The sequence below is a fragment of the Lentzea nigeriaca genome (assembly GCF_016907955.1).
Lineage (GTDB): Bacteria > Actinomycetota > Actinomycetes > Mycobacteriales > Pseudonocardiaceae > Lentzea > Lentzea nigeriaca.
This window is the reverse complement of sequence record NZ_JAFBCX010000006.1, coordinates 627183-641913: the sequence shown is the minus strand read 5'-3', so window position 1 is coordinate 641913 and position 14731 is coordinate 627183. Positions and strand designations below refer to the sequence as shown.

The window sequence follows — 14731 nt, the reverse complement described above, 5'->3', positions numbered from 1 at the left end:
TGACGCCAGTCAGTGTGGAGTCGTCGTTGAAATACCACTCTGGTCGTATTGGATGTCTAACCTCGGTCCGTGATCCGGATCAGGGACAGTGCCTGGTGGGTAGTTTAACTGGGGCGGTTGCCTCCCAAAGAGTAACGGAGGCGCTCAAAGGTTCCCTCAGCCTGGTTGGCAATCAGGTGTTGAGTGCAAGTGCACAAGGGGGCTTGACTGTGAGACTGACGGGTCGAGCAGGGACGAAAGTCGGAACTAGTGATCCGGCCATGGCTTGTGGAAGCGTGGTCGCTCAACGGATAAAAGGTACCCCGGGGATAACAGGCTGATCTTGCCCAAGAGTCCATATCGACGGCATGGTTTGGCACCTCGATGTCGGCTCGTCGCATCCTGGGGCTGGAGTAGGTCCCAAGGGTTGGGCTGTTCGCCCATTAAAGCGGTACGCGAGCTGGGTTTAGAACGTCGTGAGACAGTTCGGTCCCTATCCGCCGCGCGCGTAGGATACTTGAGGAAGGCTGTCCCTAGTACGAGAGGACCGGGACGGACGGACCGCTGGTGTGCCAGTTGTTCTGCCAAGAGCATTGCTGGTTGGCTACGTTCGGAAGGGATAACCGCTGAAGGCATCTAAGCGGGAAGCTCGTTCCAAGATGAGGTATCCCACCCTTTGTGGGTTAAGGCCCCCAGCTAGACCACTGGGTTGATAGGCCAGAGGTGGAAGACCGGTAACGGTTGGAGCTGACTGGTACTAATAGGCCGAGGACTTGTTACAAAGACGCTACGCATCCACTGTGCGGTTCTGGAAGAACCGAGCGGCACCGATCGCCGCAGGTACAACTCCACAGAGTTTCGGTGGTTATAGCGTTGGGGAAACACCCGGTCCCATTCCGAACCCGGTAGTTAAGCCCTTCTGCGCCGATGGTACTGCACTGGTTACGGTGTGGGAGAGTAGGTCGCCGCCGGACAATTTTCCAGAAGACCCCTGCGGGTCGAGCACCAACGTGCTCCCCGCAGGGGTCTTCTGCGTGCCCGCTTAATTTCGCTTGCCCACCCTGGTCTCATGAACTCATGGACGCGGTCGTGCACACCACCCTGGCCTCCTTCGACGCCGCCACCCACGATCGGCTCGCAGCCGATCCGGTGCGCAACACGGTGGCTCTCACCTCACTGGATCGCATCCGCCGTCTCCCGGCGACAGCCGAGCCCCCGATCCTGATCACCTTCCACGACCAAGAGGAAGTGGTCGGCTCCCTGATCCGCACCCCACCCTGGCCGTACCAAGCAGCCGACCTCCCGATCGAAGCAGCAACCCTGGCGGTACAGGTGGCCGGCGAGATCGACCAGGACGCCCCAGGCGTCACCGGCCCGCAGCAAAGATCACACGCCTTCGCCGCCGCCTTCGCCGAGGCTTCAGGCAAGACCTTCACCGAATCCCTTGCCACAAGGCTCTACCGCCTGGGCACCCTCGCCACACCCACCGTCCCCGGCTCAGGCCGCATGGCCACCGAAGACGACGTCGAGCTGCTGGGTGCCTGGCGCAAAGCCTTCACCGCGGAAGCCGTGCCAGAAGCACCGGGCGAAGAGACCATCGAAGTCATGCGCACCTCTCTGCGCCTGGGCAACGGTCACGCCCTCTGGGAACTCGACGGCACTCCCGTTGCCTGGGCCGTGGCCAGCATCCCGCAAGCCGGCATGACCAGAATCGGTCCGGTCTACACCCCACCCGACCACCGCCGACACGGCTACGGCGCCGCCGTGAGCGCCATGGCCAGCCAATGGGCCCTCGACCAGGGCGCCGCCGAAGTGCTCCTCTTCGCCGACCTGACCAACCCGATCTCCAACTCGATCTACCAACGCATCGGCTACCAACCACTCGACGACTGGGCGGAGTACTGGTGGAAGCGCTAGTCCACGACACTCTCGAGGACTTCCTGGCAGTAGCCGGCGACTTCCTCAACGCCGACCCGGTGAACCACAGCGTCCACCTGACCACAGTGGACTCGGCGCTCCGCGGCCTGCGCCCACCGGCAGCCCTGCTCTCGTTGCACGCCAACGGAACCCTGGTAGGCGCCGCCACCCGGATGGAGGGCCGGCCTCTCCACGTCGCCGCCATGCCACCCGCCGCGGCCGCGGCGGTCGCCGAGGCTCTGTGCGGGCAGCCGATCGACGCTGTCACCGGGCCTGTGGAGTGCGTCGAGGCGTTCCGGGCCTTGTGGCGCGACGGCGGCCGCGAGACTTATCGGCTTCGGCTGTATCGGCTGGGCGAACTCGTCATGCCGCGAGTTCCTGGCAAGGCTCGTGTCGCTGGTGCGGCCGACGAGGATCTGGTCACCGAGTGGTGGGTGCGGTTCGTCGCCGAGCTGGACGGGCTCGAGCGGGACGAAGCCGAGGAGGTGATGCGCGGCAGCCGGAACATGCCGGCCGGGCATGTGCTGTGGGAGGTCGACGGGGTCGTGGTGGCCTGGGCCGGGAGCACGTCGCCTGTTGCTGGAGTGTCTCGGGTCGGGCCGGTTTACACACCGCCTGACCATCGCCGGCGCGGGTATGGGGCGGCGGTCACCGCTGCGGTCAGCCGGTGGGCTCATGAGGCTGGGGCTGAACATGTTGTGCTGACTGCGGATCTCGCCAATCCCACGGCCAACTCGGTGTACCAGGGGATCGGGTTTCGCGCCGTGTCCGACTGGTCCGAGTACAAGTGGTGAGTGCGGGTGGCGGTCGTCCGGTCTGTCCGGCTCGCTTCGTGGTTTCGGGGCGTGCCTTGGCTCCGCCGTTGGCTCCGTCGCGCGCTTCCTCATGTCGCGAGGCGGATGACCATGAAATCAGGACATCTACCAGAGGGGCTCAGGCGTGGATCAGGACATCAACCACTCGTGTCAGTGAAGAGGTCCGGGCTCAGCGGGCGGTTTCGCACGTGGGAGGAGAAGACGAGGGAGGTGGTCGTGTCGCCGTAGCGTTGCATCACCTCGACGAGGTCCTCGAGCTCGACCATCGAGCGGCACACGACGCGCAGCAGCCAGCAGTCATCTCCCGTCACGTGGTCTGCATCGAGGATCTGCGGCAGTGACAGGACCGTGTCTCGGAAGCGCGGTGTGTCCAGGGAGCGGACTCGTACCCGCACGATCGACTCGATCGGCAGGCCCAGGCGGGACGGGGAGACCACCGCGACGAAGCCGGTGATCACGCCCAGCGATTCGAGGCGGCGGACGCGTTCGGTCACGGCCGGGGCGGACAGGGACACCTCGCGGCCCAGGGCGGTGAACGACATGCGGCCGTCGGCCTGGAGGAGCGACAGGATCTTCCAGTCCACAGGGTCGAGTTCCACCGTGGAATCATAGGTAGAAGGTGGGCAACGCCTGGACTTTCGCATGTCCAAAGGGGAGTCGTCCCCAGCAGGATCTTGGGCATGACCAACGCACTGCGCTTTCCCGCCGCCGACCCGACAGCCGCCGTGGTCTTCTTCGCCGCCGAGCTCGCGTTGGAGGCCGATCCCGACGACGTGTACCGGGACATGCTGGCCGGCAACACCAGCGGGTACGTCCTGGTCGAGACGCGGAGTCCGGAGGCGTTCGCGCAGGGGCGCATTCCCGGGGCCATCAACCTGCCCTACCGGGATCTGCCCGAGCAGCTCGACCTCGACGCGAACCTGGTCTACATCTGCTACTGCGAGAGTTTCCAGTGCAACGCCGCCACCAAGGGGGCGCTCGCGCTGTCGCAGCGGGGGTATCGCGTGAAGCGGCTGGCCGGCGGCATCACGGCCTGGCGGGAGGCCGGATACCCGGTCGAGTCTGATGCGTCGGTGCTGGCTGGTGTTTCTGAGGTCGCGTGTCATTGCTGAGTCAAGTCGACATAGGCTCACATGTGTGACCGCACCGCGTTTGCTCGTCCTGCAGCCCTCGCAGTCCGACCCGCTGGCCAAGCTGGGGGACTGGCTGGAGGCTGATGGCATCGACCTGCACCTCGTGTCGCTGCAGGACGAGCCCGCGCCGCAGACCCTCGACGGCTACCAGGGGCTGATCTGCCTCGGTGGCGAGATGGGGGCGCTTGACGACGTGCGGCACCCTTGGCTCGCTGACGTACGGCGGCTGTTGAGCAACGCCGTCGCGCAGCGGGTGCCCACCCTGGCGGTCTGTCTGGGGGCCCAGCTGCTCGCGGTGGCCACCGGTGGGCAGGTCCGGAAAGGACCGCAGGGGCCCGAGGTCGGGGTGCTGCTCGTGGCGAAGCGGGATGTCGCGGGGAACGATCCGCTGTTCGCGGATCTGCCGTGGACGCCGGACGTGTTGCAGTTCCACAATGACGAGGTGCACGTGCTGCCACCCGGTGCGGAGCATCTTGCGGCGTCCCCGAAATATCCGAACCAGGCCTTTCGGGTCGGAACGAGTGCGTACGGACTGCAGTTCCACATCGAGACGACGCCGGAAATCGTCCTGAACTGGGCGGCGAAAGATCCTGAGTCGGCTGCGGTCGCGCGGCCGCACCACTTCGACCTGGACTTCCTGACCGAGGCCCACCGCGACTTCGAGGAGGTGTGGCAGCCGTTCGTGGCCAGATTCGCGAAGCTGGTGCGGGGAGAACTGGCGCCTGCGGGGTGTTTGGGCACACAACTTCCGTTGGTGTGACGTTACTTTCGTAGGTTATAGGGCATCCTGAGTACCCGGTACCGTCATCATCGAGCACCTTGTTCGATCCAGCCGGAGGATCAGTGTGGATCCCGCTCTTGTAGTGATCATCGTCGTTGTCACTGCTCTCATCTTCGACTTCACCAACGGGTTCCACGACACGGCCAACGCCATGGCAACCTCCATCGCCACCGGTGCGCTCAAGCCCCGCACGGCGGTCGCCCTGTCGGCGGTTCTCAACCTTGTCGGCGCATTCCTGTCCGTCGAGGTGGCCAAGACCATCTCCGGCGGGATCGTCGACGACGCCCGGATCACGCCAGCCGTCATCTTCGGCGGGCTGGTCGGCGCGATCATGTGGAACCTCGTCACCTGGTATGTGGGGTTGCCGTCGAGCTCGTCGCACGCGCTGTTCGGCGGTCTGATCGGCGCCGCGTGGGTCTCGTCCGGTGTGGACGCCATCCACTTCGCCAAGGTCGTCGACAAGGTCCTGGTGCCCGCGGTCGTCGCACCGCTGGTCGCCGGGCTCGTCGCGGCGGTGGCCACGATCATCGTCTACCGCCTCAAGCGGGCGGCGGATCCGCGCGTCTCGCACACCGGGTTCAAGGTCGGGCAGGTCGCGTCGGCGTCGCTGGTCTCGCTCGCGCACGGCACGAACGACGCGCAGAAGACGATGGGCATCATCACGCTCGCGCTGATCACGTCCGGGTCGCTCGCGCCCGGCTCCGCCCCGCCCACCTGGGTGATCGTCAGCGCCGGTCTCGCGATCGCGCTCGGTACCTACCTCGGCGGCTGGCGCATCACGCACACCCTCGGCCGTGGCCTCACCACCATCGAACCCGCCCAGGGCTTCGCCGCGCAGACCTCGACCGCCACGGCGATCCTCGCGTCGTCGCACCTCGGGTTCGCGCTGTCGACCACGCACGTCGCGTCCGGCGGCATCATGGGCTCCGGCCTCGGCCGTGATCGGCACGGCGTCAAGTGGGGCACCATGGGCAAGATGGCCGCGGGCTGGCTCTTCACGCTGCCCGCCGCGGGCATCGTCGGCGCCATCGCGGGCAAGTGGGCGTCGACCGGTGCCAGCGGGGTCATCGGGGTCGCCGTCGTCGGCGGTGCCGTGGCGGTCGGCATCTGGATCCTCTCGCGGCGCGAGCCGGTGAAGCCCGAGCACATCGTCGACGAGGTCGCTGCCCAGGCCGAGCTGCACAAGGTGGCGGCATGACGATCAAGTGGGAGGCGCTGCTCCAGGTCTTCGGCGCCACGCTGCTCGTCACGGTGCTCGTCGTGACGCTGTTCGTGCTCGGCATCCGGGCGTTGTCCGGCGACAAGAAGGTTCCCGCGTACGCGAGCTTCGCGGGCTGTGTCGCCGTCGTGCTCTACGCGCTCTCTCTGATCGTCTTCTAGCGCTGTGAGGACTAGGTTGGCTCTTGATGAGCGAACCCGTCCGTGCCGCGTCACCAGCAAGATTCGGGCTCACCGAGCCGCGCAGCGAAGAAGTGCTGCGCGGCCTCGGCCTGTGGGCTGACCGCCGCCCGGCGGACGGCTCGGAGCCCGTCCTGGCGGCGCTCTCCCGCTGTCCCGACCCCGACCTCGCGTTGCGCGGGCTGGAACGGCTGCACTCGGCCGCCGACTGGGACGCGCTCTCGGCCGCGCTGCACGAGGACGTGGTCGTCCGCGGCCGGCTGCTCGCCGTGCTCGGGTCGTCGACCGCGCTGTCCGACTTCCTCGTCGTGAACCCCGACCGATGGCACTCGCTCAGCTTCGACGAGGTCGACGTCTCGCTGGACCTGCCGGACGGCGCCGTCCTGCGCACCGAGTACCGCGCGAAGCTGCTGCTCGTGGCTGCCAACGACCTGGCGCACGTCGTCGAGCCCGAACTGCCGTTCGTCCCCTACGACACGGTGGCCGCGCAGCTGTCGGATCTCGCCGTGTCGGCGTTGCGGGCGTCGTTGAAGCTCGCCGAGGAACGCGTGAACGGTGCGGACCGCTGCCGCCTCGCGGTGATCGCCATGGGCAAATGCGGCGCGAACGAGCTCAACTACGTGAGCGACGTCGACGTCGTGTTCGTCGCCGAGGGCGATCTGGGCGTGGCGACCCGGCTGGCCAGCACGATGATGCAGATCGCGGGCCAGTCGTGCTTCGAGGTCGACGCGGCGCTGCGGCCGGAGGGCAAGGCGGGTGCGCTGGTCCGCACACTCGACGGGCATGCCTCCTACTACAAGAAGTGGGCGCGGACCTGGGAGTTCCAGGCACTGCTCAAGGCACGGCCGGTCGCGGGCGACGAGGAGCTGGGGCAGGCGTACCTCGACGTCGTGCGGCCGTACGTGTGGACGGCGGCCGAGCGCGAGAACTTCGTCGAGGACGTGCAGGCGATGCGCCGCCGCGTCGAGGACCACGTGCCGTCGGGGCTCGTCGACCGTGAGCTCAAGCTGGGCCGCGGTGGTCTGCGCGACGTCGAGTTCGCGGTGCAGCTGCTACAGCTCGTGCACGGCCGGTCCGACGAAGACCTGCGCGTTCAGGCGACGACGGCCGCGTTGGCCGCGCTGGGCAGGGGCGGGTACGTCGGGCGCAACGACGCGGCGGACTTCGGGCGTTCGTACCGGTTCCTGCGCACGCTGGAGCACCGGCTGCAGCTGCAGCGTCTGCTGCGCACGCACCTCTTCCCGGCAGACGACGACGTCACCGCGTTGCGCTGGCTCGCCCGCTCCGTCGGCCTGCACGCGGACGGCCGCAAGTCGGAGGGGCAGGTACTGCTCGCGGAGTTCCGCAAGCACGCCAACCAGGTCCGGCGGCTGCACGAGAAGCTGTTCTACCGGCCGCTGCTGCAGTCCGTCGCCGGTGTGCCGACCGAGGCGTTGCGGCTCACGACCAAGGAGGCCGTGGCCAGGCTCGCGGCTTTGGGCTACGCCTCGCCCGACGGCGCGTTGCGGCACATCCAGGCGTTGACGCACGGCATGTCCCGGCGTGCGCGCATCCAGGGCGCTCTGCTGCCGGTGCTGCTCGACCTGCTCGCCGGTACGCCGGATCCGGACGGCGGGCTGCTCGCGTACCGGAAGGTGTCCGAGGCGCTCGCGGAAACCCCCTGGTACCTGCGGCTGCTGCGGGACGAGGGTGCCGTCGTCGAACGGCTCGCGGTGCTGCTGGGGACGTCGAGGTTCGTGCCGGACCTGTTGGTGCGGGCGCCGGAGGTGCTGCGCCTGCTCGCGGACACCGAGGCACTGGCCGGCCGTGATCCGCACGCGGTGGGGAACCCGTTGCGCAGCGCCGTTTCCCGCTACGACGACCTGGCGCGCGCGGTCGCGGCCGCGCGTTCGTTGCGGCGGCACGAGCTGCTGCGCATCGCGTCCGCGGACCTGCTGGGGTTCATGCCGCTGGAGACGGTGTGCGCCTCGCTGTCCGAGGTGTGGGGAGCGGTGCTGCAGAGCGCGCTGGACGCGGCGGTGCGCGCGGCCGGCGAGGCCGTCGCCGCGTTGAGCGTGATCGCGATGGGACGGCTCGGAGGGCACGAGCTCGGCTACGGGTCGGACGCGGACGTGATGTTCGTGTGCAAGCCGTTCGAGGGCGTGTCCGACGCCGAGGCGGCGAAGTGGGCGAGCGGTGTCGTGGAGAAGATCCGGCGGTTGCTCGGCGCGCCGTCGCAGGACCCGCCGCTGCAGGTCGACACGGACCTGCGGCCGGAGGGCAGGCAGGGGCCGCTGGTGCGCACGCTCGACTCGTACCGCGCGTACTACCGGCAGTGGGCGGAGATCTGGGAGAAGCAGGCGCTGCTGCGGGCGCGCTTCATGGCGGGCGATGCCGAGCTGGGCGCCGAGTTCGAGGCGTTGATCGAGCCGCTGCGTTATCCGGCCGACGGCCTGGACGCGGCGTCGGTGCGGGAGATCCGGCGGATCAAGGCGCGGGTCGACGCGGAACGGCTGCCCCGCGGTGCCGACCCGAGCACGCACACCAAGCTCGGCCGCGGCGGGCTGGCGGACGTGGAGTGGACCGTGCAGTTGTTGCAGCTGCAGCACGCCGGTGCGGTGCCCGAGTTGCGCACACCGTCCACAATGGCCGCGATGTCGGCCGCCGTCTCCGCCGGTCTGCTGGCGGAGGACGACGCGGCGGCGTTGACGGCCGCGTGGAACCTCGCGACGCACGCGCGCAACGCCGTGACGCTGGTGCGGGGCAAGGCCTCCGACCAGCTGCCGACGTCCGGGCGCGATCTTGTCGCCGTCGCCTCCGTCATGGGGTACCAGCCGAACGGCGACCCAGGGGTGTTCCTGGAGGAATATCGCCGCACGACCCGCCGTGCACGTGCAGTGGCCGAACGAGTCTTCTACGGTGAGGGACTGTGAAAGCGATCGCGTTTACCCAGTTCGGCGACGCCGACGTCATGTCGTTGCAGGAGCTGCCCGATCCGTTGCTGGGGCCTGACCAGGTCCTGGTGGAGGTCAAGGCGGCCGGGGTGAACCCGGTGGACTTCAAGATCAGAGCGGGCTACCTGCGGGGTCTGATGCCGCACCACCTGCCGTTGATCCCCGGCTGGGACGTGGCGGGCGTCGTGCGGGCGGTCGGCATCGGCGTGAACGACTGGAAGCCCGGCGACGAGGTGCTCGCCTACGCGCGCAAGGACCACGTCCAGTTCGGCGCCTACGCCGAGCTGATCTCGGTGCCGGACCGGATGATCGCGCGCAAACCGTCCAACGTGGACTTCGTGACGGCCGCAGCGCTGCCGCTGGCAGGGCTGACGGCGTTGCAGGCGCTCAAGGCCGTCGGCACCGGGCCCGGTGACGTCGTGCTGGTGCACGCGGCCGCGGGCGGTGTCGGGCATCTTCAGGTGCAGATCGCGCGTGAGCTGGGTGCCGCGCGGGTCCTCGGCACGGCGTCGCCGCGCAACCACGAGTTCGTGCGGTCGCTCGGCGCCGAGCCCGTCGCGTACGGCGACGCGCTGGTCGACGCCGTCTCCGAGCTGGTCGGTGGCGACGGCGAGGTCGACGTGGTGGTCGACAACGTCGGCGGCGTCGCGTTCGACCAGTCGTTGCGGCTGGTACGGGATCGCGCGCGGATGACGTCCATTGTGGACGGGCCGAGGGCGCTGGAGAACGGTGTGATCAACACGTGGGCGCGCCCGAACGCCGAGCAGACGCAGTGGCTGGTCGATCTGGTGGCGGCGGGCAAGCTGCGCGTCGAGGTGCAGCAGACGTTCCCGTTGGCGGAAGCCGTGAAGGCGCACAAGTTGCTCGAAGGCGGGCACGTGCGCGGGAAAGTGGTACTGACCGTCTGAAAACTTCACATTTGTTTTCAGGTTTGGGGGCACTCCTTGCGGGGTGCCCCCAAATTTTCTGGGCCGCTCAGTCCTCGTCGGCGTCGGGGTCCACCGCAGGAGCGCTGGTGTAGACCTCGACCACCCACTCCTCCTCCAACGACTCGGCGTCGTCGGCGTCGGGAACGAGGCGGTTGTAGACGCGGACACCGAGGTCGAGCACGTCGGCGGCCTGAACCGCTTCGAGCGCCTCGGCAGCCGAGTCGACGATGTGGGTGGTGAGCAGCTGCGGAGCCGTGAATTCGGCGACATCTTGAGACACGCGCGGACACTAGCGCATTGACGTTTCACCCGTTCGATATGAGACTAGGCGCGCTCAGCGGGGAGCTGTGTTTTGTCGCGGGGGTCGAGCAGAGGAAGTCATGCAGCATCGTCGGGTCACGCGCCGAGGTAAGACCGTGATCGCCATTGCGGGCGTGGCTGTCGGGGTGCTCGCGTCGCTCGGTGTGATTCAGTTTGCACTGAGGGGCGACAACTCCGCCGCCCAGCCCAACAACACGTCCACGACGACCACGTCGAACGCCGCCCAGACCCCTGACGGCGCACTGGAAACGACAGAGCCGTCCGCCGAGGTCAAGGTCGCGACGGGCTCCTTCAAGCAGCAGCGCGGCATGCTCACCGTCGAGGTGACCCGCGTGGAGTCGGCAGGCGGCCGCCTCAAACTCTTCGTGACGGCCACGAACGCCTCCCAGGCCCGCATGACCCTCCCGATCGACGGCATCGCGGTCCTCGACGATCTGAAGCGCACCTACGCGGCGTCGAGCAGCAAGTGGGACGGTCTCGTCACCCAGGGCGGCAAGACCTCGGGCACCGTGGTCCTCGACGAGAAGCTCGGCGCGGGTGTGAACTCGGTCACGCTGACGTTCGGCTCGATCTCCGGCCAGTTCGCCCCGACGGGCGCCGCGATCACCGTGACGGGCATCCCCGTCCCGAAGTGATTCGGCCGGCCGCAGCGGGTACGCCTCTGGCATGACTCAACGCGGAAGTGATCAGCACGGCTTCGCCAAGGACGACCACCTGAAGAAGGAGCTCGAGAACGAGCTGCGCGCCGGTGGGCCGACGCGGTCCGAGGAGTGGCGCGAGCCGGAACTGCCCACGGCGGACGAAAACGATGAGGACGAGCGAACCTAGTCCGCCTACTGTGGCGGCGTGAAATTCCTGTTCTTCTGGGGCCATCAGCCCGAGCGTGACGGCGGCATCGGCAAGGGCTGCCTCTCGCAGTGGTGGCCGTGTTCGTTCGTCGTCGACGGGCAGGAGTTCTCGTCCGCCGAGCACTACATGATGTGGCGCAAGGCTTTGCTGTTCGGCGACGCCGAGATCGCCGCGCGGGTGCTGACCGCTGCCACTCCCGGTGAGGCGAAGGCGTTGGGACGCCACGTTTCCGGCTTCGACGACGCGGTGTGGACCGCCTCGCGGCTGGAGATCGTGGTGTCCGGCAACCTGGCGAAGTTCGGCCAGGACCCCGCGCTGCGTTCCTACCTGCTGGCCACGGGATCCCGCGTGCTGGTCGAAGCCAGCCCGCTCGACCGCGTGTGGGGCATCGGTTTGGCCGCCGACGATCCGCGCGCTTCGGATCCCTCGTCCTGGCAGGGCCTCAACCTGCTCGGTGAGGCTCTGATGGCGGTCCGCTCCAGGTTGTCCGCAGCGTGAGGTAGGTGGCGAGCGCCGCCAGCGTGATCCCGCACGGAATCAGTCCTTTTCGGATGAACGACGGGATTTCGGTGAGCGGCACCCACTCCACCTTCGCGGCCTCTGCCGGATCGGGCTCACCGATCTTCGTCGCGCCGGTGCCCACGAAGATGTGCGTCGTGTGAGAACTGATGCCGTTCAACGGGTTGATGGTGATCAGCGGCTCGATGCCGACCCTGTAACCGGTTTCTTCCTCGGTCTCGCGGACGGCCGCGATCTCCGCCGTCTCGCCGGCTTCGCAACGCCCCGCCGGGATCTCCCAGCCCCACGTGTCGGTGGTGAACCGGTGGCGCCACATCAGGAGCACTTTGTCGTTGTCCACCACCACAACGGCCGTCGACGGGTAAGGCAGCCTGACGACGTGGTGCTCGAACCGTTCACCCTCGGGGATTTCCACGTCGTCGAGGTCGACGCTCATCCACTCCGACTCGTAGATCCGGCGGGTGCCGTGCACCGTCCACTGTGTCACGGGGCTAGCTCTATCACGTGGTGCTGACCGGCCGCAGCATGGCGGGATGCAACGTCGTCGCTGGTCCTGGCCGGAACAGTGCCGCGGGCCGGCCGCCCTGCCGCGTCGTCTGCTCGCCGGTGGGCACGAGCACGCCCTCCGTCCCGGTGATCTTGCGGTGGAAGTTCCGCTGGTCGAGCGGCTCGTCCCACACGATCTCGTAGACCCGCCGCAGTTCGGCGACGGTGAACTCGGGCGGGCAGAACCGGGTGGCGAGCGTCGTGTACTCGACCTTGCTCCTGGCGCGTTCGACCGCGTTGTTCCTGAAGGACGAGGCCCCGTTCGCACGTCGTGGACGCGTGACGAGCGGACCACACCGCTACGAGGCCTACCACGTCCAGATCTTCCTGCTCACGCGCTACGGCATGCGTTCCGTGCGGACCTACCTCGATTTCGCCACCGGTGACACCAAGAACGGGAAGCGCCAGATGTTCCCGTACGACGCGGTTGATTCGGCGTCTATCGGGCCTCCTCGTCACCCGGACCTCGGGCTTCGACAGCGCGTTGCGGGTGCTCGAGGCCGTGGCGACGGAGGGACGTGACTGGATCGTCCGTGACGAGGAGCGCAAACGGAGGTGGGCGCTGAACTGGAGCCGGTGATCCAGCCGTGTTAGCTGTTGACGCCTTCCCTCAGACAGGGAGAACTGATGTTCAGCTACTCGGGACCGGCGCAGCTCGTCTACGCGGACGGCAGCATGGTGGAGCTGGAGCGGGTGAACCTGATCGAGACGTTCACCGACGGGCTCTGGCAGTGGTCCGGCGCCGGAACGTCCACGGAGGCTCTCACCGGCGGTGACGCCCGGATCAAGCTGCCGACCGGGGCCGACGCCGATGTCGTGGTCTCCAACGTGCGGGTCAGCACGGGCGCGCGAGGTGTGTTGTGCAACGTGACGTTGCTCGGCGCGGGACCGTGGTGAAAGGCCGAGGGCCGGGTGACTGAAGTAGTCACCCGGCCCTCGGCTTCACGAACCCGTGTCGATCACACGTCGTAGTACAGCGCGAACTCGTAGGGGTTCGGGCGCAGACGCAGCGGGTCGATCTCCTGCTCACGCTTGAACGAGATCCAGGTGTCGATCACGTCCGGGGTGAACACGCCGCCCTCGAGCAGGAACTCGTGGTCGGCCTCCAGGTTGTCCAGCACGGCGTCCAGCGTCGCGGGGACCTGCTTGACGTCGCGGGCCTCCTCGGGCGGGAGCTCGTAGAGGTCCTTGTCGATCGGGGCCGGCGGCTCGATCTTGTTCTTCACGCCGTCGAGGCCCGCCATGACCATCGCCGAGAAGGCGAGGTACGGGTTGCCCGACGAGTCGGGGCAGCGGAACTCGATGCGCTTGGCCTTCGGGTTGTTGCCCGTGATCGGGATGCGCACGCAGGCCGAGCGGTTGCGCTGGGAGTAGACCAGGCTGACCGGGGCCTCGTAGCCGGGGACCAGGCGGTGGTAGGAGTTCACCGTCGGGTTGGTGAAGGCCAGCAGCGACGGCGCGTGGTGCAGGATGCCGCCGATGTAGTGGCGGGCGGTGTCGGACAGGCCCGCGTAGCCGCTCTCGTCGTGGAACAGCGGCGCGCCGTCCTTCCACAGCGACTGGTGGGTGTGCATGCCCGAGCCGTTGTCGCCGAAGAGGGGCTTCGGCATGAAGGTGACGGTCTTGCCGGCCTGCCACGCGGTGTTCTTGATGATGTACTTGAACAGCATCAGGTCGTCGGCGGCGTGCAGCAGCGTGTTGAAGCGGTAGTTGATCTCCGCCTGGCCCGCGGTGCCGACCTCGTGGTGAGCGCGCTCGACCTGGAAGCCGTTGGCCTCCATGTTCAGGACCATCTGGTCGCGGAGGTCCGCGTAGTGGTCGGTCGGCGTGACGGGGAAGTAGCCGCCCTTGTACTTGACCTTGTAGCCGAGGTTGCCGCCCTCTTCGTCGCGGCCCGTGTTCCACCAGCCGGACTCGGAGTCGATCTTGTGGAACGACGCGTTCGCGGTGGTGTCGAACTGGATCGAGTCGAAGATGTAGAACTCGGCCTCGGCACCGAAGTACGCGGTGTCGGCGATACCCGAGTCGGTGATGTACTGCTCGGCCTTGCGCGCGATGTTGCGCGGGTCGCGGCTGTACGCCTCACGCGTGAACGGGTCGTGCACGAAGAAGTTGACGATCAGCGTCTTCTCGATGCGGAACGGGTCGAGGCGCGCGGTGTAGAGGTCGGGCAGCAGGAGCATGTCCGACTCGTGGATCGACTGGAAGCCGCGCACGGAGGAGCCGTCGAAGGCGAGACCCTCTTCGATCGCGTCGGCGTCGAACGCCTTGGCCGGCAGCGTGAAGTGCTGCATCACGCCGGGCAGGTCGCTGAACCGCACGTCGACGAACTTGACGCCCTCGTCGGAGATGAACTTCAGCACCTCGTCGGAATTTTTGAACACCCTCGTCGACTCCTTGACTATGGACAACGGCTGGCCATCGCGAGCGACCGTATGTCGGTGGTGTTGCCCGTCCGTCACTCGGATGTTTCGCCAGTGTTAACGGGGCGGTCCGAGGGGGCAAGACGACCTGCCGGTCCTCACCCGATGTTCACATGTCCTCCAAAGGATGCCCCGGTCGTCAGAGGGAGGGGAATGGAGCCAGAGTGGTTCGGGCACGCACCGTGTTG

17 protein-coding genes, 2 rRNA genes and 1 pseudogene are annotated in these 14731 nt (G+C 67.6%); 15 read left to right on the top strand and 5 right to left on the bottom strand.

What is annotated here, in order from left to right; genetic code table 11:
• The 4 genes from JOD27_RS24410 to JOD27_RS46775 all read left to right on the top strand — a co-directional run.
• A 23S ribosomal RNA gene (locus tag JOD27_RS24410) occupies positions 1–760 on the top strand; the annotation flags it as partial.
• A gap of 76 nt (positions 761–836) precedes the next feature.
• Positions 837–953: ribosomal RNA gene (gene rrf, locus JOD27_RS24405) — 5S ribosomal RNA — on the top strand.
• A 103-nt stretch (positions 954–1056) separates the two neighbouring features.
• Entirely contained in the window at positions 1057–1896 is an 840-nt protein-coding gene (locus tag JOD27_RS24400; RefSeq protein ID WP_204764553.1) for a GNAT family N-acetyltransferase, read from the top strand.
• A complete protein-coding gene (locus tag JOD27_RS46775) occupies positions 1884–2690 on the top strand; it encodes a GNAT family N-acetyltransferase (RefSeq protein ID WP_204764552.1) in 807 nt (268 codons plus the stop codon). The genes JOD27_RS24400 and JOD27_RS46775 overlap by 13 nt, the downstream gene beginning before the upstream one ends.
• A gap of 158 nt (positions 2691–2848) precedes the next feature.
• Here the strand turns inward: JOD27_RS46775 and JOD27_RS24390 are convergent, their stop codons facing one another.
• The gene (locus JOD27_RS24390; protein WP_204764551.1) at positions 2849–3310 is read right to left on the bottom strand and encodes an Lrp/AsnC family transcriptional regulator; all 462 of its coding nucleotides are present in this window, start codon (positions 3308–3310) and stop codon (positions 2849–2851) included.
• 81 nt (positions 3311–3391) lie between these two features.
• Here JOD27_RS24390 and JOD27_RS24385 point away from each other — a divergent pair, with 81 nt between their 5' ends.
• From JOD27_RS24385 to JOD27_RS24360, 6 genes are all read left to right on the top strand, one after another.
• Entirely contained in the window at positions 3392–3823 is a 432-nt protein-coding gene (locus JOD27_RS24385) for a rhodanese-like domain-containing protein (protein WP_204764550.1), read from the top strand.
• Positions 3824–3848: 25 nt separating this feature from the next.
• On the top strand, positions 3849–4604 hold the full coding sequence (locus tag JOD27_RS24380) for a type 1 glutamine amidotransferase (protein WP_307830303.1): 756 nt from the start codon (positions 3849–3851) through the stop codon (positions 4602–4604).
• An 85-nt stretch (positions 4605–4689) separates the two neighbouring features.
• The gene (locus tag JOD27_RS24375) at positions 4690–5823 is read left to right on the top strand and encodes an inorganic phosphate transporter (RefSeq protein ID WP_204764548.1); all 1134 of its coding nucleotides are present in this window, start codon (positions 4690–4692) and stop codon (positions 5821–5823) included.
• Positions 5820–6005 carry a hypothetical protein gene (locus JOD27_RS24370; RefSeq protein WP_204764547.1) on the top strand — a complete coding sequence of 62 codons (186 nt, stop codon included), beginning with the start codon at positions 5820–5822 and terminating at the stop codon, positions 6003–6005. Before JOD27_RS24375 ends, JOD27_RS24370 begins: the two co-directional genes overlap by 4 nt.
• Before the next feature lie 26 nt (positions 6006–6031).
• Positions 6032–8935 (top strand): bifunctional [glutamine synthetase] adenylyltransferase/[glutamine synthetase]-adenylyl-L-tyrosine phosphorylase, encoded by a 2904-nt coding sequence (locus tag JOD27_RS24365; protein WP_204764546.1) that lies wholly within the window; start codon positions 6032–6034, stop codon positions 8933–8935.
• Positions 8932–9864 carry an NADP-dependent oxidoreductase gene (locus JOD27_RS24360; RefSeq protein WP_204764545.1) on the top strand — a complete coding sequence of 311 codons (933 nt, stop codon included), beginning with the start codon at positions 8932–8934 and terminating at the stop codon, positions 9862–9864. Before JOD27_RS24365 ends, JOD27_RS24360 begins: the two co-directional genes overlap by 4 nt.
• 67 nt (positions 9865–9931) lie before the next feature.
• On the opposite strand, the gene JOD27_RS24355 is transcribed toward JOD27_RS24360, so the two are convergent.
• Positions 9932–10165 (bottom strand): hypothetical protein, encoded by a 234-nt coding sequence (locus tag JOD27_RS24355; RefSeq protein ID WP_204764544.1) that lies wholly within the window; start codon positions 10163–10165, stop codon positions 9932–9934.
• Positions 10166–10301: 136 nt separating this feature from the next.
• On the opposite strand from JOD27_RS24355, the gene JOD27_RS24350 reads away from it, so the two are divergent.
• From JOD27_RS24350 to ybiA, 3 genes are read left to right on the top strand one after another with little or no spacing between them, the layout of a single operon-like run.
• On the top strand, positions 10302–10841 hold the full coding sequence (locus tag JOD27_RS24350) for a hypothetical protein (RefSeq protein ID WP_204764543.1): 540 nt from the start codon (positions 10302–10304) through the stop codon (positions 10839–10841).
• Between the two features lie 31 nt (positions 10842–10872).
• Entirely contained in the window at positions 10873–11034 is a 162-nt protein-coding gene (locus tag JOD27_RS24345) for a hypothetical protein (RefSeq protein ID WP_204764542.1), read from the top strand.
• An 18-nt stretch (positions 11035–11052) separates the two neighbouring features.
• Complete coding sequence (ybiA, locus tag JOD27_RS24340) at positions 11053–11553, top strand: riboflavin biosynthesis intermediates N-glycosidase (protein ID WP_204764541.1); 501 nt, start codon at positions 11053–11055, stop codon at positions 11551–11553.
• Here the strand turns inward: ybiA and JOD27_RS24335 are convergent.
• Positions 11498–12061: an NUDIX hydrolase gene (locus tag JOD27_RS24335; RefSeq protein WP_204764540.1), complete on the bottom strand. Its 564-nt coding sequence runs from the start codon at positions 12059–12061 to the stop codon at positions 11498–11500. The genes ybiA and JOD27_RS24335 overlap by 56 nt on opposite strands.
• 13 nt (positions 12062–12074) lie before the next feature.
• A pseudogene (locus tag JOD27_RS24330) lies at positions 12075–12293 on the bottom strand (NrtR DNA-binding winged helix domain-containing protein); the annotation flags it as partial.
• Positions 12294–12309: 16 nt separating this feature from the next.
• On the opposite strand from JOD27_RS24330, the gene JOD27_RS24325 reads away from it, so the two are divergent.
• Positions 12310–12642 (top strand): hypothetical protein, encoded by a 333-nt coding sequence (locus JOD27_RS24325; RefSeq protein WP_204764539.1) that lies wholly within the window; start codon positions 12310–12312, stop codon positions 12640–12642.
• A 105-nt stretch (positions 12643–12747) separates the two neighbouring features.
• Positions 12748–13017 carry a hypothetical protein gene (locus tag JOD27_RS24320; protein ID WP_204764538.1) on the top strand — a complete coding sequence of 90 codons (270 nt, stop codon included), beginning with the start codon at positions 12748–12750 and terminating at the stop codon, positions 13015–13017.
• A 62-nt stretch (positions 13018–13079) separates the two neighbouring features.
• On the opposite strand, the gene glnA is transcribed toward JOD27_RS24320, so the two are convergent.
• A complete protein-coding gene (gene glnA / locus JOD27_RS24315) occupies positions 13080–14504 on the bottom strand; it encodes a type I glutamate--ammonia ligase (RefSeq protein WP_204764537.1) in 1425 nt (474 codons plus the stop codon).
• Between the last annotated feature and the right edge of the window lie 227 nt (positions 14505–14731).